The organism is Actinoallomurus spadix, from assembly GCF_024055725.1.
Classification (GTDB): Bacteria; Actinomycetota; Actinomycetes; order Streptosporangiales; family Streptosporangiaceae; genus Actinoallomurus; species Actinoallomurus spadix.
On the sequence record NZ_JAMXMX010000017.1, the window covers coordinates 74,907 to 99,027 of the forward strand.

Sequence of the window (24,121 nt, forward strand, 5' to 3'; positions counted from 1 at the left end):
CCGTTCGTCAGGAGGCCAGGTAGCCGGACTCCGGGCGGACGCTGAGGGCGGCGATCGACCCCAGCGGGATCGGCAGCCAGGAGGGCCGGTTCCGCGCCTCGTACATGACCTCGTAGACGGCCTTGTCGAACTCGAAGGCCCGCAGGATCACCTCGTGCGCGGCCGGGTCGATGCCGCCGGCCTCGGCGTACCCGCGGCAGAAGGCGGAGCGGTTCCGGTCCGCCCACTCCTGGGCGCGGTACTCCAGCTGGTCGCGGTCGCCGCGGAAGGTCTGCCCGTTGATGAGGAGGTGACGGGCCGCGTAGTCGAACGAGCGCAGCATCCCGGCGACGTCGCGGAGCGGATGGGCGGGCGCCCGGCGCTCCTCCAGGGACTTGGCGGGCTCGCCCTCGAAGTCCAGCAGCATCCAGCCGGAGTCGGTCCGCATGACCTGGCCGAGGTGGTAGTCCCCGTGGACGCGCTGCACGAGGAGCGGCTCGTCCAGCTCGGCCAGCGCGTCGAAGGCGTCGGTGAGCCGCCCGGCGTACGGCGTGAGCTGCGGGACGACCTCGCACGTCTCGCAGAGGCGGGTGTGCATCCGGTCGGCGACCGCGCGGATCTCGGCGGGCGTCATCTCCCCGGTGCCGAACGCGGCGGCCAGGTCGCGGTGGACGTCGGCGGTCGCCGCGCCGAGGCGTTCGGCCTCGGCGGCGAAGTCGCCGCCGACCTCGTCGGCGCGCAGGTCGGCCTCGGCGTACAGGTCACGGACGCTGGTGCCGGCGAGTTGCCAGCCGTCGGTCCCGCTGCGCAGGAACTCCGACATCATCGCCAGCGTGGACAGCGTGCCGCCGAGGTCGCTGGAGAACCAGCCGTACAGCTCGGGGACGTGCTTGCTGCCGGCGCGGGCGAGGCCGATGCTGACCTCGAGGTCGGGGTTGATGCCGGGGGTGAGGCGGCGGAAGAGCTTGCAGATGTAGGCGTCGCCGTAGATGAGCGAGGTGTTGCTCTGCTCCGCCGGGCTGGCGAAGCTGGGCAGGCCGGGGTCGATGCCGGTGATGGACCGGAACGTCAGCGGGCCGACGTCGACGTTGCCGGCCATGTTCTCCAGCCAGACCCGGGTCAGCTGAGGGTCGTGGACCGCGTCGTAGACGCATGATCCGTTGCCGAGCTGCCCGATCACGGCGTACTTGAGTCGGCCGGGCAGCTCGCTGCGAACACCCAGGGGCACCTGGTATCGATCGGTGCTCTCGCCCTGGTGCACGGCGATGATCACATGGTGCAGCGACGGATCGCCCTCGACGAGTTCGGTGTCCGAGACGACGGATATGCCGTCGATCCTCCGATCCTTGCCCGCGAACCACCGCTGGCGCGGAAGCCACTCCACCAACAGGTCGTCGAGTCGTTCCATCAACAGCACTGACTATGTCACCTCGCCTGTGCCTCCTGTTTGTGCGTCATGGCGCTTCGCCATCACCCCCGGGGCTCGGGGACAGGAGGAACCAATAGAAACCATGCCCAGGAAGCGTCAGAAGATACGGGAGCTCCCCAATCGTGGGGAATTGCACTCCTCCCATGCACTCGACGGGGTTGGCCCCCTCGAACCGCCGCAGGTCGAGCTCGACCGGCTGCGGGAAGCGCGAGAGGTTGTTGACGCACAACACGCGATCTTGACCGTACTCCCGTACGAACGCCAGCACGCTCGGGTTCGAGGCGGTCAGCTCGGTGTAGTCGCCGACGCCGAAGACCGGATGCCGCTTGCGGATCTCGATCATCTTGCGCGTCCAGTGCAGGAGCGACCCGGTGTTGTTCTGCTGCGACTCCACATTGATCGCCTGGTACCCGTAGATCGGGTCCATGATGACCGGGAGGTACAGCCGCGCCGGGTCGCAGGAGGAGAAGCCGGCGTTGCGGTCCGGGGTCCACTGCATGGGCGTCCGCACGCCGTCGCGGTCGCCCAGCCAGATGTTGTCGCCCATGCCGATCTCGTCACCGTAGTAGATGACGGGCGAACCGGGCAGCGACAGCAGCAGGGCGGTGAACAGCTCCAGCTGGTTGCGGTCGTTGTCCAGGAGCGGCGCCAGGCGCCGGCGGATGCCGATGTTGGCCTTCATCCGCGGGTCCTTGGCGTACTCCGAGTACATGTAGTCGCGCTCTTCGTCCGTCACCATCTCGAGCGTCAGCTCGTCGTGGTTGCGGAGGAAGATGCCCCACTGGGCGTTCTCCGGGATCTTCGGCGTCTGCGCCATGATCTCGGAGATGGGGTAGCGCTGTTCCCGCCGGACCGCCATGAAGATGCGCGGCATGACCGGGAAGTGGAACGCCATGTGGCACTCGTCGCCGCCCGTGGCCGGGTCGCCGAAGTACTCCACGACGTCGGCGGGCCACTGGTTCGCCTCGGCCAGCAGCACCCGGTCGGGGTACAACCGGTCGACCTCGGCCCGGACCCGCTTGAGGTAGTCGTGGGTCTCCTTGAGGTTCTCGCAGTTCGTGCCCTCCCGCTCGTACAGGTAGGGCACGGCGTCCAGGCGGAACCCGTCGATGCCGAGGTCCAGCCAGAACCGCAGGACCTCCAGCATGGCGTCCTGCACCGCGGGGTTGTCGAAGTTCAGGTCCGGCTGGTGGTTGAAGAACCGGTGCCAGTAGTACTGGCCGCGCACCGGGTCGTACGTCCAGTTCGACGTCTCGGTGTCCACGAAGATGATCCGGGCGTCCTTGTACGCCTCGTCCGTGTCGGACCACACGTAGAAGTCACCGAACGGCCCGTCGGGGTCCTCCTGGGACGCCTTGAACCACGGGTGCTGGTCGCTCGTGTGGTTCATGACCAGGTCGGCGATGACGCGGATGCCGCGCTTGTGCGCCTCCTCCACCAGCTCGACGAAGTCGCCGAGGTCGCCGAACTCCGGGAGGATCTTCATGAAGTCGCTGATGTCGTACCCGCCGTCGCGCAGCGGCGACTCGTAGATCGGCAGCAACCAGATGCAGTCGATGCCGAGCCACTGCAGGTAGTCCAGCTTCTGGGTGAGCCCCCGGATGTCACCGGTGCCGTCACCTGTTGAGTCGTAGAAGCCTCGGATCAGAACCTCGTAGAAAACACAGTTCTTGTACCAGTGAGGCTCGTTGGGCGTCTCACGCGTGAACGTGTCGGGAACCGGCTCGACGGGGCCGACTCCGGGTAGGGGATCCAACTGCGTCAACTCTCGCCTCTCGAGACCGTGAAGATGTGGGCAGGCCGGGTGTGGGGGTCAAGGCGTACGTAGTTCGCCTGCCGCCAGTGATACGACTCGCCGGAGAGCTCGTCGGTGACGACGAACTCGTCCGACCAGTCGAGTCCGAGCGCGGGCAGGTCGAGATGGACCGTCGCCTCGCGAACCTGATGTGGATTGAGATTCACGACGACCAGCACGACGTCTCCGAGGCGGTCGGGGCCGTCCGGCACGCGTTTGGAGTAGCAGATCAGCTCCGGCTGGTCGACATGGTGGAATCGTAGGTCACGCAGCCTGTGCAACGCAGGATGCGCTCGCCGGACGGAGTTCAGCGTCTCGATGAACGGCGCCAGGCTGCGCCCCTCACGCTCGGCCGCCTCCCAGTCCCGCGGCCGGTACTGGTACTTCTCCGAGTCGCGGTACTCCTCGCTGCCCGGCCGTACGGGGGTGTTCTCGTACAGCTCGTAGCCCGAGTAGACCCCCCAGGTGGGCGACAGCGTCGCGGCGAGGACGGCGCGGATCGCGAACGCCGGCGGCCCGCCGTGCTGCAGGTACTCGTGGAGGATGTCGGGCGTGTTGACGAAGAAGTTCGGCCGCATGTAGGCGGCCGCGGCGCCGGACAGCTCCCGGAGGTACTCCTCCAGTTCGTCCTTGCTGTTGCGCCAGGTGAAGTAGGTGTAGGACTGGTGGAAGCCGATCTTGCCGAGGGTGTGCATCATCGCCGGACGGGTGAACGCCTCGGCGAGGAACAGCACGTCCGGGTCGGTCGCGGCGATGCTGCCGAGCAGCCGCTCCCAGAACGCCACCGGCTTGGTGTGCGGGTTGTCCACCCGGAAGATCCGGACGCCGTGCGCCATCCAGTGCCGGACGACCCGCTCGACCTCCTCGTAGATTCCTTCGGGGTCGTTGTCGAAGTTCAGCGGATAGATGTCCTGGTACTTCTTCGGCGGGTTCTCCGCGTACGCGATGGACCCGTCGGCCCGCGTGGTGAACCACTCGGGATGTTTCTGGACCCACGGGTGGTCCGGCGAGCACTGCAGCGCCAGGTCGAGCGCGACCTCCATGCCCAGCTCACGGGTACGGGCGACGAAGGCGTCGAAGTCCTCGAACGTTCCAAGTTCGGGGTGGATGGCGTCGTGGCCGCCGTCCTCCGAGCCGATCGCCCACGGCGAGCCGGGATCGTGCGGCTCGGCGTGCAGGGTGTTGTTCGGGCCCTTGCGGAACTGCCGGCCGATCGGGTGGACCGGCGGCAGGTAGACGACGTCGAAGCCCATCTCGGCGATGGCGGGGAGCCGCCGCATCGCCGTTCGGAACGTTCCCGACTGCGGCGCACGGCGGCCCATCGGGTCGTACGTCGCGCCCTCCGACCGGGGGAAGAACTCGTACCAGGATCCGAACAGCGCCCGCTCCCGGTGCACCACCAGCGGATGCCACTCCGAGGTGGTCACGTGCTCGCGCAGCGGATGCGCGTCGAGGATCTCGCGGATCTCCGGTGCCTCCGCCGCCTCGAACCGCGTCATCGGCGGGATCGTCCGGTCCCGGAGCGTACGGGCCAGCGCGGTCAGCGCGGCCCGCTTCTTCGGCACGCCGACCTTGCCCTTGGGCAGTCCGGCCGCCGCCCGCTCGAACAGCCGGGCGCCCTCCTCGAGCATCAGCTCGGTGTCCTGCCCGCGGGGGATCTTGATGCCCGCGTCGTGGTGCCAGTGCGCGATCGGATCGCCCCACGCCTCGACCCGGAAGTGCCACAGCCCGGTCGTGGCCGGGGCCACCCGCGCGGCGTACCGGTCGGTGCCGGGGGTGACCTCGGACATGCGGGCGAGCGGCCCGACCCGGCCCTCCGGATCCCGCAGCACGACGGCGGCGCCGAGCCTCTCGTGTCCCTCGCGGAACACGGTGGCGCCGACCTCGAACTCCTCGCCGGGAACGGCCTTGGCGGGCCAGCGTCCGCAGTCGATCACTGGCTGCACGTCGAGAATGGGAATGCGTCCGATCATCGCAGGCGAGCGTACAGACGCGGATCCGCGATCACCCTGTTCTTCGGAAAGCTCTGATCTTTCTTGAGGGTCGCTGCCGCCGGAGGGGGTGGGGGTGCTCGGCGTGGGTTGGCGCATAACGTCTCCGTTGCCGGTTTTGTGGGTGTGAAACGGGATTCGAACGCCCGGAATCGCCGCGTTCGGTGACCGCCCGCGCCGACCTCCGTCCGCGCTCGGATTCTTTCATCGCCGCGCGTGAGGCGCCGGGTGTGACGCGTACTCGGTATGCCTCGGATCGAAGAGGTCAGGGGTGCCCTCGCCGGTCTATCGTCTCCATCCTCGCACTCAGGGAGCTACCTCGTATTTCGGGCTCGGCCGACGGGGTGCCCGGTGCCAAGTCGAGGCCAAGATGTGGCCCGCCGGGCGAGTTTCGGTCGCGAGCACCGGTCCCGACCGATTAGTGTCGCCGCACGTGAAGGCGATCCGCAGATTCACCGTCCGCTCCGTCCTGCCCGAGCCGCTGCAGCCGCTCGAGGAACTCGTTCTCAACCTGCGCTGGTCATGGCATCCGGAGACGCTCGAGCTCTTCGAATCGGTCGATCCGGACCTGTGGGAGGCGACCCGGCACGACCCGGTGCGCCTGCTCGGCGAGGTCTCGCCCGAGCGGCTGTCCGCTCTCACCGGTGACCGGCGTTTCCTGCGCGCGCTCGGCGACGCCGTCGACGACCTCCGCGAGTACGTCACCGCCCCGCGCTGGTACCAGAGACTCACCGACGCCCCCACGGCGATCGCCTACTTCTCCCCGGAGTACGGCATCGCCGCGGCGCTGCCGCAGTACTCCGGTGGCCTGGGCATTCTCGCCGGTGACCACTTGAAGACCGCCAGCGATCTGGGTGTGCCGATCGTCGGGGTCGGATTGCTGTACCGCCATGGTTACTTCTCCCAGTCCCTCTCGCCGGACGGCTGGCAGCAGGAGCGCTACCCCCCGATCGACCCGGCCGGGCTCCCGCTGACGCTCCTGCGCGAGGCCGACGGCACGCCGGCACGGGTCGGCGTCGGCCTCCCCGAGGGACGCACCCTCAGCGCCCAGATCTGGATCGCGAAGGTCGGCCGCGTGCCGTTGCTCCTCCTCGACTCCGACGTCGAGGAGAACGACCCGGTGGCCCGGGACGTCACCGACCGCCTGTACGGCGGCGGCACCGACCACCGCCTGCTCCAGGAGATGCTGCTCGGCATCGGCGGCGTCCGCGCCATCCGCGCCTACTCCCGCATCACCGGCAACGCCGCCCCCGAGGTCTTCCACACCAACGAAGGCCACGCCGGCTTCCTCGGCCTCGAGCGCATCCGCGAGTACATCGAGCAGGGCCTGACCTTCGACGAGGCCCTGGAGGCCACCCGGGCGGGCACGGTCTTCACGACCCACACCCCCGTCCCGGCCGGCATCGACCGGTTCCCGCGCGAGCTGATCGAGCGCTACTTCGGCGGCTCCAACGAGGAGGGCAGCCTCCCCGCCGACCGCATCCTCGCGCTCGGCGCCGAGTCCTACGAAGAGGGCGACCCCGCCGTCTTCAACATGGCGGTCATGGGCATGCGCCTGGCGCAGCGCGTCAACGGCGTCTCCGAACTGCACGGCCACGTCAGCCGCGAGATGTTCGGCGGCCTGTGGCCCGGGTTCGACACCGACGAGGTCCCGATCGGCTCGATCACCAACGGCGTCCACGGCTCGACGTGGGTCGCGCCCGAGATCATCGACCTGGCCCGGCGCGAGCTGCCCGACATCGTCGAGCTCGGCCGCGGCTGGGAGGGCGTCGAGAAGGTCCCCGCGGCCGAGATCTGGCGCATCCGCCGGACCCTGCGCGCCCGCCTCGTCGAGGACGCCCGGCGGCGGCTGCGCGAGTCCTGGCGCCAGCGCGGCGCCAGCGAGGCCGAACTGACCTGGATCGACGATGCGCTCGACCCGGACGTCCTGACGATCGGCTTCGCGCGCCGCGTCCCGTCGTACAAGCGGCTCACCCTGATGCTGCGCGACCCGGAGCGGCTCAAGTCGATCCTGCTCGACCCCGAGCGGCCGGTGCAGATCATCATCGCCGGCAAGGCGCACCCGGCCGACGAGGGCGGCAAGCGGCTGATCCAGGACATCGTCCGGTTCAGCGACGACCCCGCCGTGCGGCACCGGATCGTCTTCCTGCCCGACTACGACATGGCCCTCGGCCAGTCGCTCGTCCAGGGCTGCGACGTCTGGATGAACAACCCGCTGCGCCCGCTGGAGGCCTGCGGCACGTCCGGCATGAAGGTCGCCCTCAACGGCGGCCTGAACCTCTCCATCCGCGACGGCTGGTGGGACGAGTGGTTCGACGGCAACAACGGCTGGGCGATCCCGTCCGCCGACCGCGCCGACGACCCGGACCGCCGCGACGACATCGAGGCACAGGCCCTCTACGAGCTGATCGAGGACCACGTCACCGCCCTGTTCTACGACCGCGCGGGCGAGGGCGGGACGCCGCGCCGCTGGCTGGAGATGGTCAAGCACACGCTGGCCTCCCTCGGCCCGAAGGTCCTCGCCGGGCGCATGCTCCGCGACTACGTCCAGGAGCTGTACGCCCCAGCGGCCGCCTCGGCCCGCCGCCTGTCCGCCGACGGCAACGCCGGCGCCAAGGCGCTCGCCACCTGGCGGCACCGGGTCGCCAAGGCGTGGCCGGCCGTGTCGGTCGAGCACGTCGAGTCCACCGAGGCGGGCAAGACCCCGCACCTGGGCACGCGCCTGACCGTACGGGCCACGGTCCAGCTCGGTGAGCTGCGGCCGGACGACGTCGCCGTCGAGGTGGCGTACGGCCGGGTCGACGACCATGACGCCCTGGTGCAGCCGTCGTACCTGGAGCTGAGCGAGGCCGAGGACCTCGGCGAGAGCCGGTTCCGCTTCACCGGCGAGGTCCCGCTGGACCGGACCGGGCCGTTCGGCTACAGCGTCCGCGTCGTGCCCCGGCACGACCTGCTGGCCTCCCGTGCGGAGACGGGCCTGATCGCCCTGCCGCCGGCCCCGATCGGCATGACCAACGGCGACCTGCGCTGACCACCCTGGACGTCCCCGGACCCGCTGACGGGTCCGGGGACGTTCGCGTGTCTCAGGCGCAGGTCACGTCGGTCGCGGGCAGCCGGCCGCCGGCCAGGTACGCGTTGACCCGGTCGTTGACGCAGGCGTCGTCGTAGCGCGGATAGACGGCGTGGATGCGCGCTCCGCGCAGTGTGAGCAGCCGGGACCGGGTCAGCAGCCGGTGCAGGCCCTGCGCGTGCGGGTAGATCGTGCGGGTGTCGCCGGTGGAGGCGACGATCAGCGCCGGCACGGCATTGTGCACGCGGGTCGGCCGCTCACGCGGTCGGAACGGCCAGAACGCGCAGGGGCTGATGTCCGTCACGAACGGCCCCAGCACGGGCTGCTCCCGGCGCACCGCCTGGATCCGCCGCCAGTAGTGCTCCGGGTCGCGGTCGACCGCGCGGTCCCCGCACAGCACGGCCGCCTGCGAACCGCCGTACGCGGACTCGGCCCCGGTCAGGACGAAGTCCAGCGTGTCCTGGAGGTTCGGCGTCGGCCGTACCATCCGGCCCGCCGCGGCGTCGGCGAGGACACGGACGTCGGCGGCGAGGCTCGCGGCGGCCTCGTCCCTGTCGTCGTCGAGGCCGTTGAACAGCACGAACGGCACTATCTGCGAGTCGACCCGGCGATCGCCGACGGGCAGCGGGCGGCGCGCCGCCGCCCGGATGATCCGCGTCACCGTCGCCAGCACGGCCCGCCGGGTGCCACCGAGGTGATAGGTCCCGTCGCGGCGCGCCGTCCACGCGGCCCAGTCCCGCAGCGCGGCCTCGTTCGCGGGCGCGGCGTCCGCCAGCATCGTCTCGGCGCCGTAGCGACGCGGATCGGTGGCACTGTCGAGGACCATCCGGCCGACGTGGCCGGGGAACATCTGGGCGTACACCGCACCGAGGTAGGTCCCGTACGACGCGCCGTAGTACGAGATCGTCCGCTCCCCGAGAGCGGCCCGGACGACGTCGATGTCCCGCGCGGTGTTCCGCGTGCTGACGTACGGGAGCAGGTCCGCGTGCCGCCGCGCGCACCGGTCCGCCAGGTCCCGCTCCAGGGCGACCACCCGCTCGAAGCCGCGCCGGTCCGGCCCCGGAGCGCGGGTCCAGGTGCCGGTCGGCCACCCGCAGTCCACCGGGGTGCTGCGGCCGCTCGACCGCGGATCCATCCCGATCAGGTCGAAGCGCCCGCCCACGTCCTTCATCAGGGAGCGGAAGTCGAGCGGCAGGTCGATCGAGCCGCCACCCGGGCCACCGCCGTTCAGCAGCAGCGCCCCGTCCCGGTGCGCCGGGTCCGCCGCCGCGAGCCGGGAGATCGCCACCGTGATCGTCCGGCCGCCCGGATCCGCGTAGTCCAGCGGCACGGTCAGCATCGCGCACCGCGCCCCGGCCGCGTCGAGCGCGCCACCGAGATCATCGGACGACCCCAGCCGGCAGCCCGTCCACCGGACCACCTGCCGCTCGTACCGGGCGAGCCTGGCGGGCGCCGGCGCCGCGGTCTCCGTACGGGCCCCGGCGGCGATCGGAACGATCAGCGCCATGGCGGCGACGGCCAGGCCACCGGCGAGCCCGGCGATGCGCGCTCCGCTCATCGTGATCATGTTCGTCCTCATCAGGGGTTCGTGGATTCGGCGCACAGGGCGGTCTCGACGGCGTCGTGCAGGGTCCGGAACGACTCCTCCGAGTCGATGTTCTGGTTCACCACCACCTGCACCCACCGGCCGTCGGAGGTCGTCCCACCGGCGGTGTCGTAACCGGGGACCGTGCCGCCGTGCCCCCAGGCCGGACCGCCGCACCGCAGAGGCGTCGAGATCAGCCCGAGGCCGTACCGCGCGCCGGGCCAGAGCCGATCCGGATCGGCGGCCACCGTCCGGCGCATCTCGGCGAGCTCCGCACGGGGCAGCAGCCGCCCGCCGACCAGGGCGGCGAAGAACCGGCCCTGATCCCGGAGACTGGAGACCAGCGCTCCTCCCGCACCCCCGTACGACATGTTCAGGTCGCTGAAGTCGGCCCTCCGATCGCCCACCTGCTGGTAACCCCGCGGATGCGGGCCGCGGATCCGCACGCCGTCACCCGGCCAGTACGTGTCCCGCAGGCCCAGCGGCGCGATGATCCGCCGGGTGATCTCCCGGCCGATCGGCTGCCCGGTGACCTTCTCGACGATGAGCCCGGCGACGACGTAGTTGGTCGTCGAGTAGGTCCATCGCCGCGCGGGACGCGGTTCCCCCAGCGCCAGCGCGACCAGCTCCCGCGGCTCGAAGTGCCGGAACCGCCGGCGCTCCAGGTGGTCCCAGTCGAGCGCGTCGACGTGGTCGGGGAGCCCGCTGGTGTGCCGGAGCAGCCCCCGTACGGTGATCTTCTTCCCGTCGTAGCCGTTCCGGTCGATGAGGCCGGGCAGATACCGGTCCACGGGCGCGTCGAGCGCGATCCGACGCTCCGCCACGAGCTGGAGCACCACGGCCGCCGTGAACGTCTTCGTGGTGCTGCCGATCCGAATCCGCTCGTCCGCCCGCATCGCGCGGCCGGTACGGACGTCCGCCAGCCCGCTCGCGGCGCTCCAGCGGCCACAGGCCGGGCCGCCGCCCTCCGCCGCCGCCCCCGCCATCCCGAACTCGTGCGTCAGCGCGTCGAGCTCCCGCCGCACCTGCAGCCCCGCGCCGCAGCCGGCCGTTCCGCCATCGGAGGCGGCGGCGGGCCCGGCCATGAGGCCGGCCAACATGAGGCTCGCGGCCACCGGCTCGGTGACGATTCCCCTACGCCATCTCACGCGCCCTCCCCGTGATCCACCGGCACATGAGAGACAGCACACCGCGCCGGGTCGCCGGAATCACTGGAGGCAGCGCCCCGTCCGAAACGGGGGCCAGGCCCAGTACGCGCCGGCGATCACTCCGGTAACCTCGGCGAACCGGGCCATGTCGTCGGTAGGTTGTCCGGATGACCCGCTCTCGGACCACACCGCCCCGGCCCGTCGACATCGCGGCGGTGTTCCCGGAGCTGGCCGCCCACCGTCGTACGGCGACGCGCCTGCATCCACGGCCGGGAGCCCCCGGCCCCGGGGACAGCTCGGTGGGCGGGCCGCTGCTGTGGCCGGCGGACGAGCCGTGGCCGGCCTGCGAGCGGTTCCACGTCGGAATGGTGACGACCGACGGCGTCCGGCTGGGGCGCCGCATCCTCGAGCGGGCCTGGGGCCGCACCAGACGAGGCGAGACCCTGGTGCTCGCCGAGCAGGAACAGGCCGACCTGAAGCGCGCCGAGGCTCCGCCGACGGACGAGGACGACGCGAAGGCCAATCCGATGCCGTTGATGGCACTGGCGCAGCTGTACGCCCGTGACGTCCCCGGGCTGACCTGCCCGGAGGGCATGGACGTGCTGCAGGTCCTGTGGTGCCCGCACGAGCACGACGATCTGTGTCTGCCCGCCGTGCACCTACGTTGGCGCCGCGCCTCCGACGTGACCGCCGTCCTGGCCGACCAGCCGGAGCCGGCGACCGTGGAGTACGACGACTACGTGCCGGAGCCGTGTGTGCTCCACCCCGAAGTGATCACTGAGTACGAGTACGTCGAGTCGCTCCCCGACGATCTGCGGAAGCGGATCGAAGACTGGGAGGAGGCCACCGGACACGACTACCGGGGCGAACTATCACTGGCTCTCGGATGGAAGGTCGGCGGCTTCGCCTCCTGGAGCCTGTCCGGTCCCCAACCGGTGGTCTGCGAGTGCGGCCGGGACATGAAGCCGCTGCTCACCATCGACACCTGCGAGTGGGAGAGCCCGTACGGCGGGAGCTGGCGGCCCGTCGAGGAGCCGGACCATCCCGCCGGCGAGTTCGAGTCCCTGGCAAACCCGAACATGCCCACGGCGATCGTCATCAGCCGCGGCTACGCGCTCTACGTGTTCACCTGTCCGGACTCCTTCGACCACCCGCTCCGTTTCACCATGCAGTAAGCCGAACGGTGTCCTCGTCGAGGGACGTCACCTCGACGCACGTGTCACCGCCGTTCCCGCTGTGGGATGACTTCCGCCAGGTTGCGCTGGTCAGGTCCATTGCTTCGCCACTTCCGCCAGCAGGTCGACCGATTGCTTGCCCGGGAGCGCCTCGACGCGCAAAGCCTCCCAGACCCGCTTCATCGTAGCGACGTCCGCGGCGGCCTCGATGATGTCGCCGCTGAAGGCGTCGTCCACGTAGACGGCCTCCCTGCCGTCGAAGCCGAGGATGAGGAAGCCGCCCGCCAGGCCCGGATAGGCGCCCACGCCGCTCGGAACGATCTGGATGACGACGCCCGGGCATTCCGCGACGGCGAGCAGATGGGCGAGTTGCTCGCGCATCACGTCCGGGCCGCCGACGGGCCTGCGGAGGACCGACTCGTCCATGATCGCGACCAGCAGGGGAGCGTCGTCCGCGGTCAGGATCGTCTGCCGGTCCAGGCGCGCCTGGACGAGTTCGTCGACGTCCGGATAGTGCCTGCCGGAGCGCAGCAGGACCTCCCGCGCGTAGTCGCCGGTCTGCAGCAGCCCGGGCACGAGGAGCGGCTGGTAGGTGGACAGCGAAGACGACCGCGTCTCGATCTCCAGCAGCCTCCCGAGCCACTCTGGAGCGTCACCGGTCACGAGTTCAGTGATCACCCGGGCGAGGATCGCGTCGATCCCGAGCACCTCGATGAGCGGAGGAACGTACTTGGGCTTGGGAATGCGCCGGCCCGACTCCCACGCCGCGACCAGCGAGTCGGACGCGTAGATCGCTTTTGCGAGGGCCGCCTGGGTCATCCCTTTCTGCTCGCGTGCCCGACGCAGCTCTTTGGCGACGAAGGCACGCGGTGTCAGGTGGTTACCGGTCATTTCTGCCGCACACCTCCGTACAAGCGGATGCGTTCCCGTACAGGTCGTTGTGCTGCCTTTGAGTGTTCCATGGACAACGGGCGGGCGGCATTCTGTTCGAGGAATCGACGGAAGGAATGTTCCATGGCGGTCAAGGACCAAGGGGACGTGTACACACTCGTGACGCGACTGGCCGAAGAATGCGGAAAGGCGGGTCTCGCCGCGACGGTCATCAGCCCGACCCGGGTCCACGTCAACGCGGGCGTGCATTCGCGCCTTGCCGAGACCATCCGGTGTCATCCGGACACCGACGAGCGGCTGATGTGGTGGTGGAGCTGGGGCGAGCCGATCTGCCCGGCCGCCCGCATCGACCTCGCCGTACGGCGCATCGCGCACGTCGTCAGGCCGGGGGAAGGCGGACGATGAACGGCCTGCAACGCGTGATCGACGAGTTCTACGCGGCCTTGGACGCGCTACGGTTCTACGGTGTTTCGCAGGTCGCCGAACTGCAGCAGCTCAAGACTCTGATCCGGAGATATCCGGAATCGGCGCAGCGGTTCCTGGAGCAATTCGGGCAGCATCGCCACGAATCGGGATGAGTCGCCGTCTGCGGGTAGGGCTCGCTGTTCTGAGGGCGTCTACTGAGCCGGGAAACTTCCCGCCTCAGTAGACGCCCTCAGAATTTGCTGGCCCCCCTGGGCGGCCGGTCATGACGGCGTTCGCTAGGAATGGTGTTCGAGTCCTATTCCGGCTGGTCGAGGCTGGGGAGGGCCTCGTAGGCGGGCTTGAGGACGTCGGCGAGGTTCTTGCGGCGGACCTTGACCTTCGGTGGGTCGAGGAGGCGGAGCAGCAGGCCGGGCGGGACCGGGGGAGCGGGCGGGCGGTCGCGGACGACGGCGGGTGCCCAGAAGTCCTCCATCCGCTCCGCCAGCGGTGTCTCATCGATGGTCAGTGGGTCGACCTCGGCGGGTTCGAGGCGGCGCAGGCCGGCGAGGAGGTCGTCCTTCGTGCGGCCGTGCCAGGCGAGGATGAGGAACGGGTCGTCGTCGAACGCCTCGGCGAGGAGATAGAGCACGGCGGCGGTGTGCTTACAGGGGTCGCCCCAGTCGGGGCAGCTGCACATCAGGTGCATGTCCGTCGACGCCCGGGGGAACAGCGAGACGCCGAAGATGGCGAAGACATCCTCGATCTCCGGCGGCATCTCCCCGGCCAGCAACCGGGCCCGGAACACCGCCTGGGAGGCCAGGGCCTGCTCGATCGACTCCCAGACCGTGTCCTGGATCGGGTCGATGCCGATCGACACCTCGTACGGCTCGGGATCGGAGCCCTGGACGAGCGCGGTCACCTCGTACGCGTCGATCCGCAGCTGCATCACCTGGCCCTTGCGGGCGTACGTGCGGCCCCGGGTGAGCCGGCTACGGTCGGCGAAGGACTCCAGGACGTCGATGAAGCGGCGGGACCACCACTGCTCGCCGATCGAGCCGCGCCCGCCCGACTTCGCCTTCAGGCCGCCCTCGACGGGCCGGGCCTTGCCGTACATCGGCATCAGTCGCTCACCGCCTCGGGGTCGAGCCGCATGATCTCGCGCAGGTCGGCGACGGACAGCTCGGTGAGCCAGCCCTCGCCGGTGCCGACGATGCGCTCGGCCAGGGACTTCTTGCGCTCGATCATCTCGTCTACGCGCTCCTCGATCGTGCCGACGCAGATGAACTTGCGGACTTGGACGTTCTTGGTCTGCCCGATGCGGAACGCGCGGTCGGTCGCCTGATCCTCGACGGCGGGGTTCCACCAGCGGTCCACGTGGACGACGTGGTTGGCGGCGGTGAGGTTGAGTCCGGTGCCGGCCGCCTTCAGCGACAGCAGGAAGATCGCCGGGTCGGAGTCCTCCTGGAACCGGCGGATCAGCTCGTCACGCTGCCTCTTGGTGACGCCGCCGTGCAGCCACAGGACCGGGCGGTCCAGCGTGGTCTCCAGGTGCGGCCGCAGCATCGCGCCGAACTCGGCGTACTGGGTGAACACGAGCGCCTTCTCGCCCTGCTCGACGACCTCGGCGCAGATCTCCTCCAGGCGTTCGAGCTTGCCGGAGCGGCCGTGCAGGCGTGAGCCGTCCTTGAGCAGGTGGGCCGGGTGGTTGCAGACCTGTTTGAGCTTGGCCATGGTCGCCAGCACGAGGCCGCGCCGCTCCATGCCCTCGCTGTTGCTGATCTGGTCGAGCATGTCCTCGACGGTCGCCTGGTACAGCGACGCCTGCTCCTGCGTCAGGTTGCACCAGACCTTGATCTCCTGCTTGTCCGGCAGGTCGGAGATGATCGTCTTGTCGGTCTTCAGACGGCGCAGGATGAACGGGCCCGTCGCCCGGTGCAGTGCGGCGGCGGCCTCCTCGTCGCCGTGCGCCTCGATCGGCACCGCGAACCGCTCGCGGAAGTACTGGCGCGGCCCGAGCACGCCGGGGTTGGCGAACTCCATGATCGACCACAGCTCGGTCAGGTGGTTCTCCACCGGCGTGCCGGTGAGCGCGAGCCTGCTGCGCGCCGGGATGCTCCGGACGGCCCGCGCTTGCCGGGTGCCGCTGTTCTTCAGCGCCTGCGCCTCGTCGCAGACGACGCGATCCCACCCGATCGCGGCCAGCGCCTCGTGGTCCCGCGCGGCCGTGCCGTACGTCGTCAGCACCAGATCGGCCTCGGCCGCCGCCTTGACGAGGTCCTCGCCGCGCTGCCGCCCGCTGCCGTGGTGCACGTAGATCCGCAGCTTCGGCGTGAACCGCGCCGCCTCCCGCTGCCAGTTCCCGATCAGCGACATCGGCCCGATCAACAACGTCGGCCCGGTTTTTGTCCGATTTGCGAGCAGAGCAAGTGTCTGAGCGGTTTTGCCGAGTCCCATATCGTCCGCGAGGATTGCGCCGAGGCCGAGGCGGTCGAGGAAGGACAGCCAGGCGAGGCCGCGTTCCTGGTAGGGGCGGAGAGTGCCCTCGAAGTCGTCCGGGGTCGCGATCGGCTCCAGGCGGCGGTCGGCCTCGCCGGAGAACAGGTCACCGAGGGGGCCGTCGGCGTCGACCTGGAGCAGCGGCAGCGCGTCGTCGCCCGCGTGGATAGCGGCGCGGACGGCCTGCGCGGCGGTCATCTCGCCGGTGCGGCGCTGCTGGAGGAAGTCGAGGGCGGAGGCGAGCTGCTTCTCGTCGAGCTCGACCCACTTCCCGCGCAGCCGTACGAGCGGGGCCTTGAGCCGGGCCAGCTCGGCCAGCTCCTCCTCGGTGATGTCCTCGCCCTCGATGGCCAGGTCCCAGCGGAAGTCGACCATGCTGTCGAGGCCGAAGCCGGAGGAGGTGGCGGCGCCGGATCCGTCGGTCGCGGTCTTGGCGCGGGTGGTGAGCTTCATGCCCAGCCGGGTCCGGCCCGCCCACTGCGGCAGCTGGACGCCGAATCCGGCGGCGGCCAGCAGTGGCGCGGCCTCGCGGAGGAACCGGAACGCGCCCTCGGCGTCGGTCGTGACGCTGGTGGGGGTGGCCACCCGCAGGGCCTGGGCGAGGTCCGGGTAGAGGCGCAGCGCCCGGCCCAGGCCGGTGAGGAGGGTCTCCTCGGCGTTCGGCACGGAGGTGACCTCGCCCGTCCAGAGGGCGGCGGCCGGGACGTACAGGCTGGGGTCGTCGGTGCCCTGCACGGCGAACTCGACCGTCCACGGCCCCTGCACGGCGACCTCCCCCTCGGGCGCCGGCGGCTCGACGAGGCGGAAGCAGACGCGGAGCGGGCCGGTCGAGCGGCGGGCCGCGGCGGCCCAGGCGTCCAGCTCGGCGGCGAGCGCGTCCGGGTCGTCGCCCGGCTCGCGGGACACACCCGGGTCGGGGCCGGTGAGCGCGGCCGCCCAGCGTTCGGCGAGCGGCAGCCGGTCGGGGACCCGCCCCGCCCGCTCGGGCAGCAGCGGGTGCGGGACGACGCCGCGGACGGCCGCGTCGACCAGGCCGGACAGCGCGTCCAGCAGCACGTCGGACGCGGGACGGTCCTCATCGGCGGCGCGGCAGGCGGGCGGCATGGCGGCGGCCAGCTCGCGGAACCGCGCGGCGTCGTCGCCGGTGATCACCGGACGCCACCGGGCCGTGAGATCACCGTCCTCGCGCACGAGGGCGGGCAGGACGCGGCCCCGGGCGGCGAGGTGGACGGCCTCGTCGGCGACGTGCGAGAAGAACCGCAGGTCCGCGCCGCGTACGACGTCCTCGGCGTCGGTGGCCAGGTGCAGCAGCGTCATCGCGGCGAGGGGGTCCAGCACGAGCGCCGGGACCCGCCAGGGGCGCGGCTCGGGCCGCTCGGAGGTCGGCTCGCGCGCCAGCTCGGGGGAGGGGAACGGCCCGGTGGCGGAACCGGGGAGGACCAGGGTCGGCTCGATCCTCGGGGCGCCGCGCGTCACGGCGGCGTAGGACGTGCCCTCGAAGTCGGGGGCGGCGAAAGGGTGCGGCTTCGGGGAGACGCGGATGCGCGTGGTGGCCGGGAGGGCGGAGTCCTCCGCCCACAGGCAGAGCGCGCCACCATGCCAGGTGGCGTGCGCGATGAGCATGATCGCCTGCCCCCCGTGACGGCGCTGCGGACCAGGTGAAGCTATCAAACGGGGCCGACACCACCGTTCGTTACGCTCGCGACGCAGCGCAGTCGATGAGGGAGGTGCCCCATGGGGGAGTTCGTACGCGTGGAGGTGGCTGAGGCCGTCGCCACCATCCGGCTGGACCGGCCGAAGGTGAACGCCCTGAACACCCAGGTCGTCGCCGAGCTGGGCGAGGCGGCGCGGGCCGTGGACGCCGATCCGGACGTCCGGGCGGTCGTGCTGTACGGCGGTGAGCGGGTGTTCGTGGCCGGGGCGGACATCAAGGAGATGGCCGAGCTGCCGTACGCGCGGGCGACCGGGCACGCCCGGGCCCTGCAGGAGGCGCTGAACGCGGTCGCGCGGATCGGTAAGCCGGTCGTCGCCGCGATCACCGGGTACGCCCTCGGCGGTGGCCTGGAGCTCGCGCTGTGCGCCGACTTCCGCGTGGCCGGGGAGTCGGCGAAGGTCGGCCAGCCGGAGATCCAGCTCGGCGTCATCCCCGGCGCCGGCGGCACCCAGCGGCTGCCCCGGCTGATCGGCCCGTCCCGTGCCAAGGACCTGATCTTCACGGGGCGGCACGTCGGCGCCGAGGAGGCCCTGGCGATCGGGCTGGTCGACCGGGTCGTGCCGGACGACCAGGTGTACGCCGCCGCGACGGAGCTGGTCGCGCGGTACGCGGGCGGTCCGGCGGTCGCGCTGCGCGCCGCGAAGGAGGCCATCGACGCGGGCCTGGAGACCGACCTGGCCACCGGTCTGGAGATCGAGCGGCTGCACTTCGCCGGCCTGTTCGCCACCGAGGACCAGAAGAACGGCATGCGCAGCTTCGTCGAGGAGGGCCCCGGCAAGGCGCGGTTCACCGGCCGCTGACCGGAGGGAACCCGGCGTCCGCGCCGGACGTCACAGGACCAGGTCGGAGTGTCCGGCCGGACGCCAGGGGAGAGGGGACGGGGTGCCGAACGAAGCGCTGCCGCCCGTGGCACAGGCGCGGCTCGGTCAGGCCCGGCAGGGCGGCACCTGGACCTCCGGCCTGAGCGTGGAGGAGTTCGCGGCGCTGCGGTCCGTCGGGTTCGAGCCGGTCGGCCAGGTGATGGGCAGCACGGTCTACAACCTGGGGCTGTTCTACCGGTCCTCGGCGAACTGCGGGTACGTGCCCGCCTTCTTCGGCGGCGGGGCCACGACGACGGTTACGTCGAGCGGGCCTGCGTGGAAGGGCGGCTTCGGCGCCTACATCGACACGCTCTACCGTGCGCGGCGCACAGCCATGGACCGGATGGCGGCCGAGTGCGCCGCCCTGGGCGGCGACGGCGTCGTGGCCGTCGACCTGACGATCGCGCCGTTTCAGGGGGCGGCGCACCATCTGGAGTTCCAGGCGATCGGCACGGCCGTGCGCGCCGCCGGGCCGGTCCGGCCGGGCCGGGTCTTCCTGTCCCATGTCGGCGGGCAGGAGTTCGCGAAGCTGATCGAGACCGGCTGGGTGCCGGTCGACCTCGCGATCGGCGCCTCCGTCGGCATCCGTCACGACGACTGGCGGACGAACCGGTCGGCCCGCAGGTTCGCGCCCGCACAGGAGATCGACGGCTGGACCGAGCTGCTGGCGGTCACCCGGCACGACGCCCGGACGCGCCTGCACGCCGACGCGAGGCGTACCGGCGCGGACGGCGTCGTCGTCTCCGACATCGACCTGCGCGTCGAGGAGCGCCCCTGCTCCGCCTCCAGTCAGCAGCACGACCACATCGTGGAGACCACGATCCTCGGCACCGCGATCGCCGAGTTCCGTGTCCCGCATCGCCCGATCCGCCCGTTGACGATCATGAGGTTGACGTAGATGACCGATCCTGTCGCCCAGGGAGTCCCCGCCGACGCGATGACCCGCCTCGCGGGGCTGCGCCCGGGCGCGCCCGGGGGGCTGTTCACCAGCGACCTGTCCGTGAACGAGTTCCTGCTGGTCCGGGAGGCCGGGTTCCGTCCGCTGGGGCTGGTGCTGGGCAGCTCGATCTACCACGTCGGCATCCAGGTCGGCCGGTGGAGCAAAAATATGGAGCTGGATCAGCTCTCCGGCGCGATGTACCACGCGCGGGAGCTGGCGATGACCCGCATGGAGGCCGAGGCGGACCAGCTCGGCGCGGACGGCATCGTCGGTGTGCGGCTGCGCGTGGAGTTCCGTGACTTCGGCAGCGACATCGCCGAGTTCATCGCCATCGGCACGGCGGTCAAGGCCGACGACACGTCCCAGAACTGGCGGAACAACAAGAACCAGCCGTTCACCTCGGACCTGAACGGCCAGGACTTCTGGACGCTGATCCAGGCGGGGTACGCGCCGCTGGGCATGGTGATGGGCACGTGCGTGTACCACGTCGCGCACCGCCGGCTCGGTGCGGTGCTCGGCAGCCTGGGGCAGAACGTCGAGATCCCGGAGTTCACCCAGGCGCTGTACGACGCGCGGGAGCTGGCGATGACCCGGATGCAGGCGGAGGCGCAGGCCCTGCACGCAGAGGGGATCGTCGGCGTCTATCTCGACCAGTTCCACCACCAGTGGGGCGGCCACACGATGGAGTTCTTCGCGATCGGGACGGCGGTCCGGCCGCTGCGGGCCGATCACGTCATCGCCAAGCCGCAGATGGTGCTCGGGCTGGACCGCTGATTCACTGATGGCCATGGACTTCGACATGGTGGCCGCCGCGCTGCGCCGTGACACCGCCGACCTCGGGACGTACGCCCGCGTGCTGACCGGCACGCTCGCCGACGCGCTGCCGCCCGGCTGCGTGACCGTCGAGCACGAGCGGAGCCTGGGGGACCGGCTGCGCGGCCGCGACGGGCGGCCCCACCGGATCGTCGTCCGGCTCGGCGAGCGCACGCTGTCCCTGACGGCCGGGCACGGCGGCCGTCCGGTAGGGGAGATCCACCACGAGGTGCGCGGCGTCGTGCTGTCCCGCGACCAAGTGACGCTCGACGTGTGGGTGCACACGCTGACCGAGGAGCTCATGGCCCAGGCCGAGGCGGACGCCCGCGCCGCCGAGGCGCTGCGCCGCCTGGTCGCCGGCGGCTGACCGGCCGGAGCCCGCGAGGTACGGTCGAGGCGCCGTCTCGTGGAGGGAGTCGTCAGTGCGGGTGTTCGTCTCGGTCGACATGGAGGGCGTGTCCGGGCTCACCGATCCGGATGAGATGCGGGCGGGCGGGCGCGGCTACGAGCGCGGCTGCGAGCTGATGACCGCGGACGCGAACGCCGCGGTGGCCGGGGCGTTCGACGCCGGGGCCGATGAGGTGGTCGTCACGGACGCGCACGGCAGCACGAAGAACATCCGCGCCGACCTCATCGACGAGCGGTGCACGCTGATCCGCGGGCCGTACCGCCCGCTGCGCATGGGACAGGGGCTCGACACCGCGCACGACGCGGCGATGTTCGTGGGCTACCACGCCCGCGCGGGCGTGCCGCACGGCGTGCTCAACCACACGTGGATGGGCTATGAGATCCAGAACCTCTACCTGAACGGTGAGGTCTGCGGGGAGATCCGGCTGATCGCCGCGCTGGCCGGGTCGATGGGCGTACCGGTCGCGCTCGTGGCGGGCGACGAGGCGGCGTGCGCGGAGGCCCGCGAGGTGCTCGGCGACGTCGAGACGGTGGCGGTGAAGAAGGGCATCGACCGGTACTCCGCGCAGCTCCTGCCGCCCGCCCGCGCGCAGACCCTGATCCGGGAGGCGGCCGGCCGCGCCCTGCGGGACCTGGACCGCCGCCGCCCGTACACGGTGCCGTCCCCGTACACGCTGGGCATCGACTGGGCGTCCACGGCGATGGCGGAGTCGTGCGCCATGATCCCGGGCATCAAGCGGCTCGGGCCCCGGTCGGTGGAGTTCACCACCGACGACTACGCCGAGATCGTCGGGGTGCTGGGCATCATGGCCTCGATCGGCGGCAGCGTCGGCTGCACCGGGCAGCACTACGGCTGACGGTATCCGGAACCTCCGGACCGGATTCCGCGTCAAACCGGGCATGAACGCGACGGGAGTTGCGCCGCTGGGCTCGTACGAACTGCTGGAGCGGGTCGGCGAGGGGGCCACGTCCGTGGTGTACCGCGCCACGGACCCGTTCGGGCGGACGGTCGCGGTGAAGGAGCCGCGGCGGGAGTTCGCGCACGACCCGGCCGTGCGCCGTCGCCTGGCGCGTGAGGCCCGGACGATGGCGCGGGTGCGCAGCCCGTACGTCGCCGAGGTGTTCGACGCCTGCCTGGACGGCGACCGCCCCCATCTCGTCACCGAGTTCGTCCCCGGAGTGCCGCTGCGCGACCTGGTGACGACCTACGGGCCGCTGTGGGAGGAGGCGCTGTACGGCTTCGCGGAGCGGTTCGCGCGGGGCCTGGCGGCGGTGCACGGGGCCGGGGTGCTGCACCGGGACCTCAAGCCCGGCAACGTCATGGTGCTCGGCGGCATCCCTAAGATCATCGATTTCGGCATCGCGCGGGAGGCGGGGACCGAGGAGGTCACCCAGCCGGGCGTGCTGACCGGCACGCCGGGCTACGTCGCGCCCGAGCTGATCGACGGCGGGCCCTGCGGCGAGGCGTCCGATGTCTTCTCGTGGGCCGCGACGGTCGCGTTCGCGGCGACGGGCCGCCCGCCGTTCGGGGCGGGGTCGCTGCACGGCATCTGCTTCCGGGTGCTGCGCGGGGCCGCCGACCTGGACGGCGTGCCCGAGCCGCTGCTGCCGCTGCTGCGCCGTGCCCTGTCCCGCGACCCGGCCGAACGCCCGGCCGCGGCCTGGCTGACGGGCCGCCTGGCCGAGCGGCGGCCGGTCCCCGCGTGGTGACCGGTTCGGCCGGGAAGGCCGTGAGGGGACACATGCCCGGGTATCGTGACGCATCTATGGAGGGGGTCGAGACGTCCGGCGAGAGCATCGGCCGATACCGCCTGATCGAGAAGATCGGAGAAGGCGGCATGGGGGTCGTGCACCTGGCCACCGACCCCTACGGCCGCAAGGTCGCCGTGAAGGTCCTGCGGCCCGGTGTCGCCGCCGACCAGACGGCCCTGCGCCGGCTCGCCCGTGAGGTCGACTCCATGCGGCGGGTGCACAGCCCGCACGTCGCGGAGATCGTCGACGCGGACGTGACGGCCGAGCCGCCCTACGTCGTCACCCAGTTCGTCCCCGGCCGGACCCTGGAGGAGGCGGTCCGCGACGACGGCCCGCTGCGCGGTGACGCGCTGCAGCGGCTGGCGACGGGGCTGGCCTCCGCGCTGGCCGCCATCCACGACGCCGGCATCGTGCACCGGGACCTGAAGCCGGGCAACGTCATGTTCCTGGAGAACGGCGAGCCGGTCGTCATCGACTTCGGCATCGCGCAGGGCGTCGACGCGACGCGGCTGACCGCGACCGGGCTCGTGATCGGCACCCCCGGCTACCTCGCCCCCGAGATCATCGAGGGTGAGGACGCCGGCGCGCCCGCGGACGTCCACGCCTGGGCCGGCACGATCGCGTACGCCGCGACGGGACGGGCGCCGTTCGGCGGCGGCACGTTCGAGTCGATCTTCTACAAGATCATGGAGGGGCGGCCGGACCTGGACGGCGTGCCCGAGGCGATGCTCCCGGTCGTCCGGGCGGCGATGGCCCGCAACCCGGCCGAGCGGCCGACCGCGCACGGCCTCGTCGAGCTGACCCGGCGCATCGACGTCAACAGCACCCGGCTGGACCCGCCGTCGACCCAGACCAAGCGCCTCACCGCCGTCTCGGCCCCGCCGCCGGCCCCGGCCCCGGCGCGCCCGCGCGATTTCGTCGGGCAGCTGCCGCCGGCGCCGCCCCCGCCGCCTCCGCAGGCGTACGCGCCTCCCGCCTACGGCCCGACGGGGCGACAGGCCGCCCCGCAGGAGCGCTCGCCGGGATACGCGCAGCGCCCGCCGAAGCCGCCGCGTCCCGACGAGCCGAAGCCGTACGGCGTCTACCGCTTCCTCAGCCTGCTGCTCCTCGTCGCCGGGATCGGGCTGGCCCTGGTGACGCCCACGATCGCGCTGATCATCGTGCTCGCCGTCCTGCTGGTGCTGCGGACCGCCGACCGCGGCCACCAGGAGCTCACGTCCAAGCGCACCCGGCGCGGGCCGCGCTCGGGCGACCTGGTGGCGATCGTCGCCAAGTCGCCGTTCACGGCGGTACGCGCGGCGCTGGGCATGCTGCTGGTCAGCCCGTTGGCGATCATGGCCGCGGTCGTCGTGCTGCTGATCGGGCTGGCCGCCAAGACCGCGCTGACGATCCCGCACGCGGTGGCGCTGGCCACCGCGGCGTTCGTGATCGTCCAGTGCCTGGGGCCGGGCAGCGAGCCCGCGCGCCGTCAGCTCGCGCGGTTCTGGGGAGCCGTGCTGCCGAGACGGAACCAGGCCCTCATCGCCCTGGTGGTCATCGGGTTCGTCGTCTTCCTGCTCGTGTCGTTCGCGCTCAGCCAGACGCCGGACCTGCGGCCGTTCGCGGGCGGCTCGTTCACCCGGAACCTCGCCCACCTCCGCTCCGGCATCCGGGACCTGCTCGGCGGCTGA

The 24,121-nt window shown here is 71.5% G+C and carries 20 protein-coding genes; 11 read left to right on the forward strand and 9 right to left on the reverse strand.

The features are described from left to right. Positions 1-7: 7 nt before the first annotated feature. Genes NE235_RS24250 through NE235_RS24260 form a run of 3 tightly spaced genes read right to left on the reverse strand, consistent with a single transcriptional unit; the run spans position 8 to position 5,176 of the window. A complete protein-coding gene (locus NE235_RS24250; protein ID WP_252806959.1) occupies positions 8-1,387 on the reverse strand; it encodes a maltokinase N-terminal cap-like domain-containing protein in 1,380 nt (459 codons plus the stop codon). Between the two features lie 46 nt (positions 1,388-1,433). Next, complete coding sequence (gene treS, locus NE235_RS24255; RefSeq protein WP_406567630.1) at positions 1,434-3,173, reverse strand: maltose alpha-D-glucosyltransferase; 1,740 nt, start codon at positions 3,171-3,173, stop codon at positions 1,434-1,436. After that, positions 3,170-5,176 carry an alpha-1,4-glucan--maltose-1-phosphate maltosyltransferase gene (locus tag NE235_RS24260; RefSeq protein ID WP_252806805.1) on the reverse strand — a complete coding sequence of 669 codons (2,007 nt, stop codon included), beginning with the start codon at positions 5,174-5,176 and terminating at the stop codon, positions 3,170-3,172. Before NE235_RS24260 ends, treS begins: the two co-directional genes overlap by 4 nt. Before the next feature lie 451 nt (positions 5,177-5,627). Here NE235_RS24260 and glgP point away from each other — a divergent pair, with 451 nt between their 5' ends. Further along, entirely contained in the window at positions 5,628-8,225 is a 2,598-nt protein-coding gene (gene glgP / locus NE235_RS24265) for an alpha-glucan family phosphorylase (RefSeq protein WP_252806807.1), read from the forward strand. A gap of 52 nt (positions 8,226-8,277) precedes the next feature. On the opposite strand, the gene NE235_RS24270 is transcribed toward glgP, so the two are convergent. After that, positions 8,278-9,843 carry an alpha/beta fold hydrolase gene (locus NE235_RS24270; protein ID WP_252806809.1) on the reverse strand — a complete coding sequence of 522 codons (1,566 nt, stop codon included), beginning with the start codon at positions 9,841-9,843 and terminating at the stop codon, positions 8,278-8,280. Then, the gene (locus NE235_RS24275; protein ID WP_252806811.1) at positions 9,843-10,997 is read right to left on the reverse strand and encodes a serine hydrolase domain-containing protein; all 1,155 of its coding nucleotides are present in this window, start codon (positions 10,995-10,997) and stop codon (positions 9,843-9,845) included. The genes NE235_RS24270 and NE235_RS24275 overlap by 1 nt, the downstream gene beginning before the upstream one ends. A 167-nt stretch (positions 10,998-11,164) precedes the next feature. On the opposite strand from NE235_RS24275, the gene NE235_RS24280 reads away from it, so the two are divergent. Next, positions 11,165-12,172, forward strand: coding sequence for a hypothetical protein (locus tag NE235_RS24280; RefSeq protein ID WP_252806813.1), 1,008 nt, complete (start codon positions 11,165-11,167; stop codon positions 12,170-12,172). Here the strand turns inward: NE235_RS24280 and NE235_RS38765 are convergent. Both NE235_RS38765 and NE235_RS24285 read right to left on the reverse strand, forming a co-directional pair. Next, a complete protein-coding gene (locus NE235_RS38765) occupies positions 12,159-12,272 on the reverse strand; it encodes a DUF397 domain-containing protein (RefSeq protein WP_406567631.1) in 114 nt (37 codons plus the stop codon). The genes NE235_RS24280 and NE235_RS38765 overlap by 14 nt on opposite strands. Then, entirely contained in the window at positions 12,263-13,063 is an 801-nt protein-coding gene (locus NE235_RS24285; RefSeq protein ID WP_252806815.1) for a helix-turn-helix domain-containing protein, read from the reverse strand. Before NE235_RS24285 ends, NE235_RS38765 begins: the two co-directional genes overlap by 10 nt. A gap of 123 nt (positions 13,064-13,186) precedes the next feature. On the opposite strand from NE235_RS24285, the gene NE235_RS24290 reads away from it, so the two are divergent. Together NE235_RS24290 and NE235_RS24295 are read left to right on the forward strand one after the other, a co-directional pair. Then, the gene (locus tag NE235_RS24290; protein ID WP_252806817.1) at positions 13,187-13,468 is read left to right on the forward strand and encodes a hypothetical protein; all 282 of its coding nucleotides are present in this window, start codon (positions 13,187-13,189) and stop codon (positions 13,466-13,468) included. Continuing rightward, positions 13,465-13,641 (forward strand): hypothetical protein, encoded by a 177-nt coding sequence (locus NE235_RS24295; RefSeq protein ID WP_252806819.1) that lies wholly within the window; start codon positions 13,465-13,467, stop codon positions 13,639-13,641. Before NE235_RS24290 ends, NE235_RS24295 begins: the two co-directional genes overlap by 4 nt. A gap of 143 nt (positions 13,642-13,784) precedes the next feature. Here the strand turns inward: NE235_RS24295 and NE235_RS24300 are convergent, their stop codons facing one another. Continuing rightward, the gene (locus NE235_RS24300; RefSeq protein WP_252806820.1) at positions 13,785-14,588 is read right to left on the reverse strand and encodes an SWIM zinc finger family protein; all 804 of its coding nucleotides are present in this window, start codon (positions 14,586-14,588) and stop codon (positions 13,785-13,787) included. Continuing rightward, entirely contained in the window at positions 14,588-17,587 is a 3,000-nt protein-coding gene (locus NE235_RS24305) for a DEAD/DEAH box helicase (RefSeq protein ID WP_252806822.1), read from the reverse strand. Before NE235_RS24305 ends, NE235_RS24300 begins: the two co-directional genes overlap by 1 nt. 111 nt (positions 17,588-17,698) lie before the next feature. On the opposite strand from NE235_RS24305, the gene NE235_RS24310 reads away from it, so the two are divergent. The 7 genes from NE235_RS24310 (at position 17,699) to NE235_RS24340 (ending at position 24,121) form a co-directional block, all read left to right on the forward strand. Beyond that, a complete protein-coding gene (locus tag NE235_RS24310; RefSeq protein ID WP_252806824.1) occupies positions 17,699-18,478 on the forward strand; it encodes an enoyl-CoA hydratase/isomerase family protein in 780 nt (259 codons plus the stop codon). Positions 18,479-18,560: 82 nt separating this feature from the next. Continuing rightward, positions 18,561-19,436 (forward strand): heavy metal-binding domain-containing protein, encoded by an 876-nt coding sequence (locus tag NE235_RS24315; protein ID WP_252806826.1) that lies wholly within the window; start codon positions 18,561-18,563, stop codon positions 19,434-19,436. Beyond that, the gene (locus NE235_RS24320; protein WP_252806828.1) at positions 19,437-20,252 is read left to right on the forward strand and encodes a heavy metal-binding domain-containing protein; all 816 of its coding nucleotides are present in this window, start codon (positions 19,437-19,439) and stop codon (positions 20,250-20,252) included. Between the two features lie 13 nt (positions 20,253-20,265). Next, positions 20,266-20,658 carry a hypothetical protein gene (locus NE235_RS24325; protein WP_252806830.1) on the forward strand — a complete coding sequence of 131 codons (393 nt, stop codon included), beginning with the start codon at positions 20,266-20,268 and terminating at the stop codon, positions 20,656-20,658. Between the two features lie 55 nt (positions 20,659-20,713). After that, complete coding sequence (locus NE235_RS24330; protein ID WP_252806832.1) at positions 20,714-21,556, forward strand: M55 family metallopeptidase; 843 nt, start codon at positions 20,714-20,716, stop codon at positions 21,554-21,556. A gap of 43 nt (positions 21,557-21,599) precedes the next feature. Further along, positions 21,600-22,409 carry a serine/threonine-protein kinase gene (locus tag NE235_RS24335; protein WP_252806834.1) on the forward strand — a complete coding sequence of 270 codons (810 nt, stop codon included), beginning with the start codon at positions 21,600-21,602 and terminating at the stop codon, positions 22,407-22,409. A gap of 56 nt (positions 22,410-22,465) precedes the next feature. Continuing rightward, on the forward strand, positions 22,466-24,121 hold the full coding sequence (locus NE235_RS24340) for a serine/threonine-protein kinase (RefSeq protein ID WP_252806836.1): 1,656 nt from the start codon (positions 22,466-22,468) through the stop codon (positions 24,119-24,121).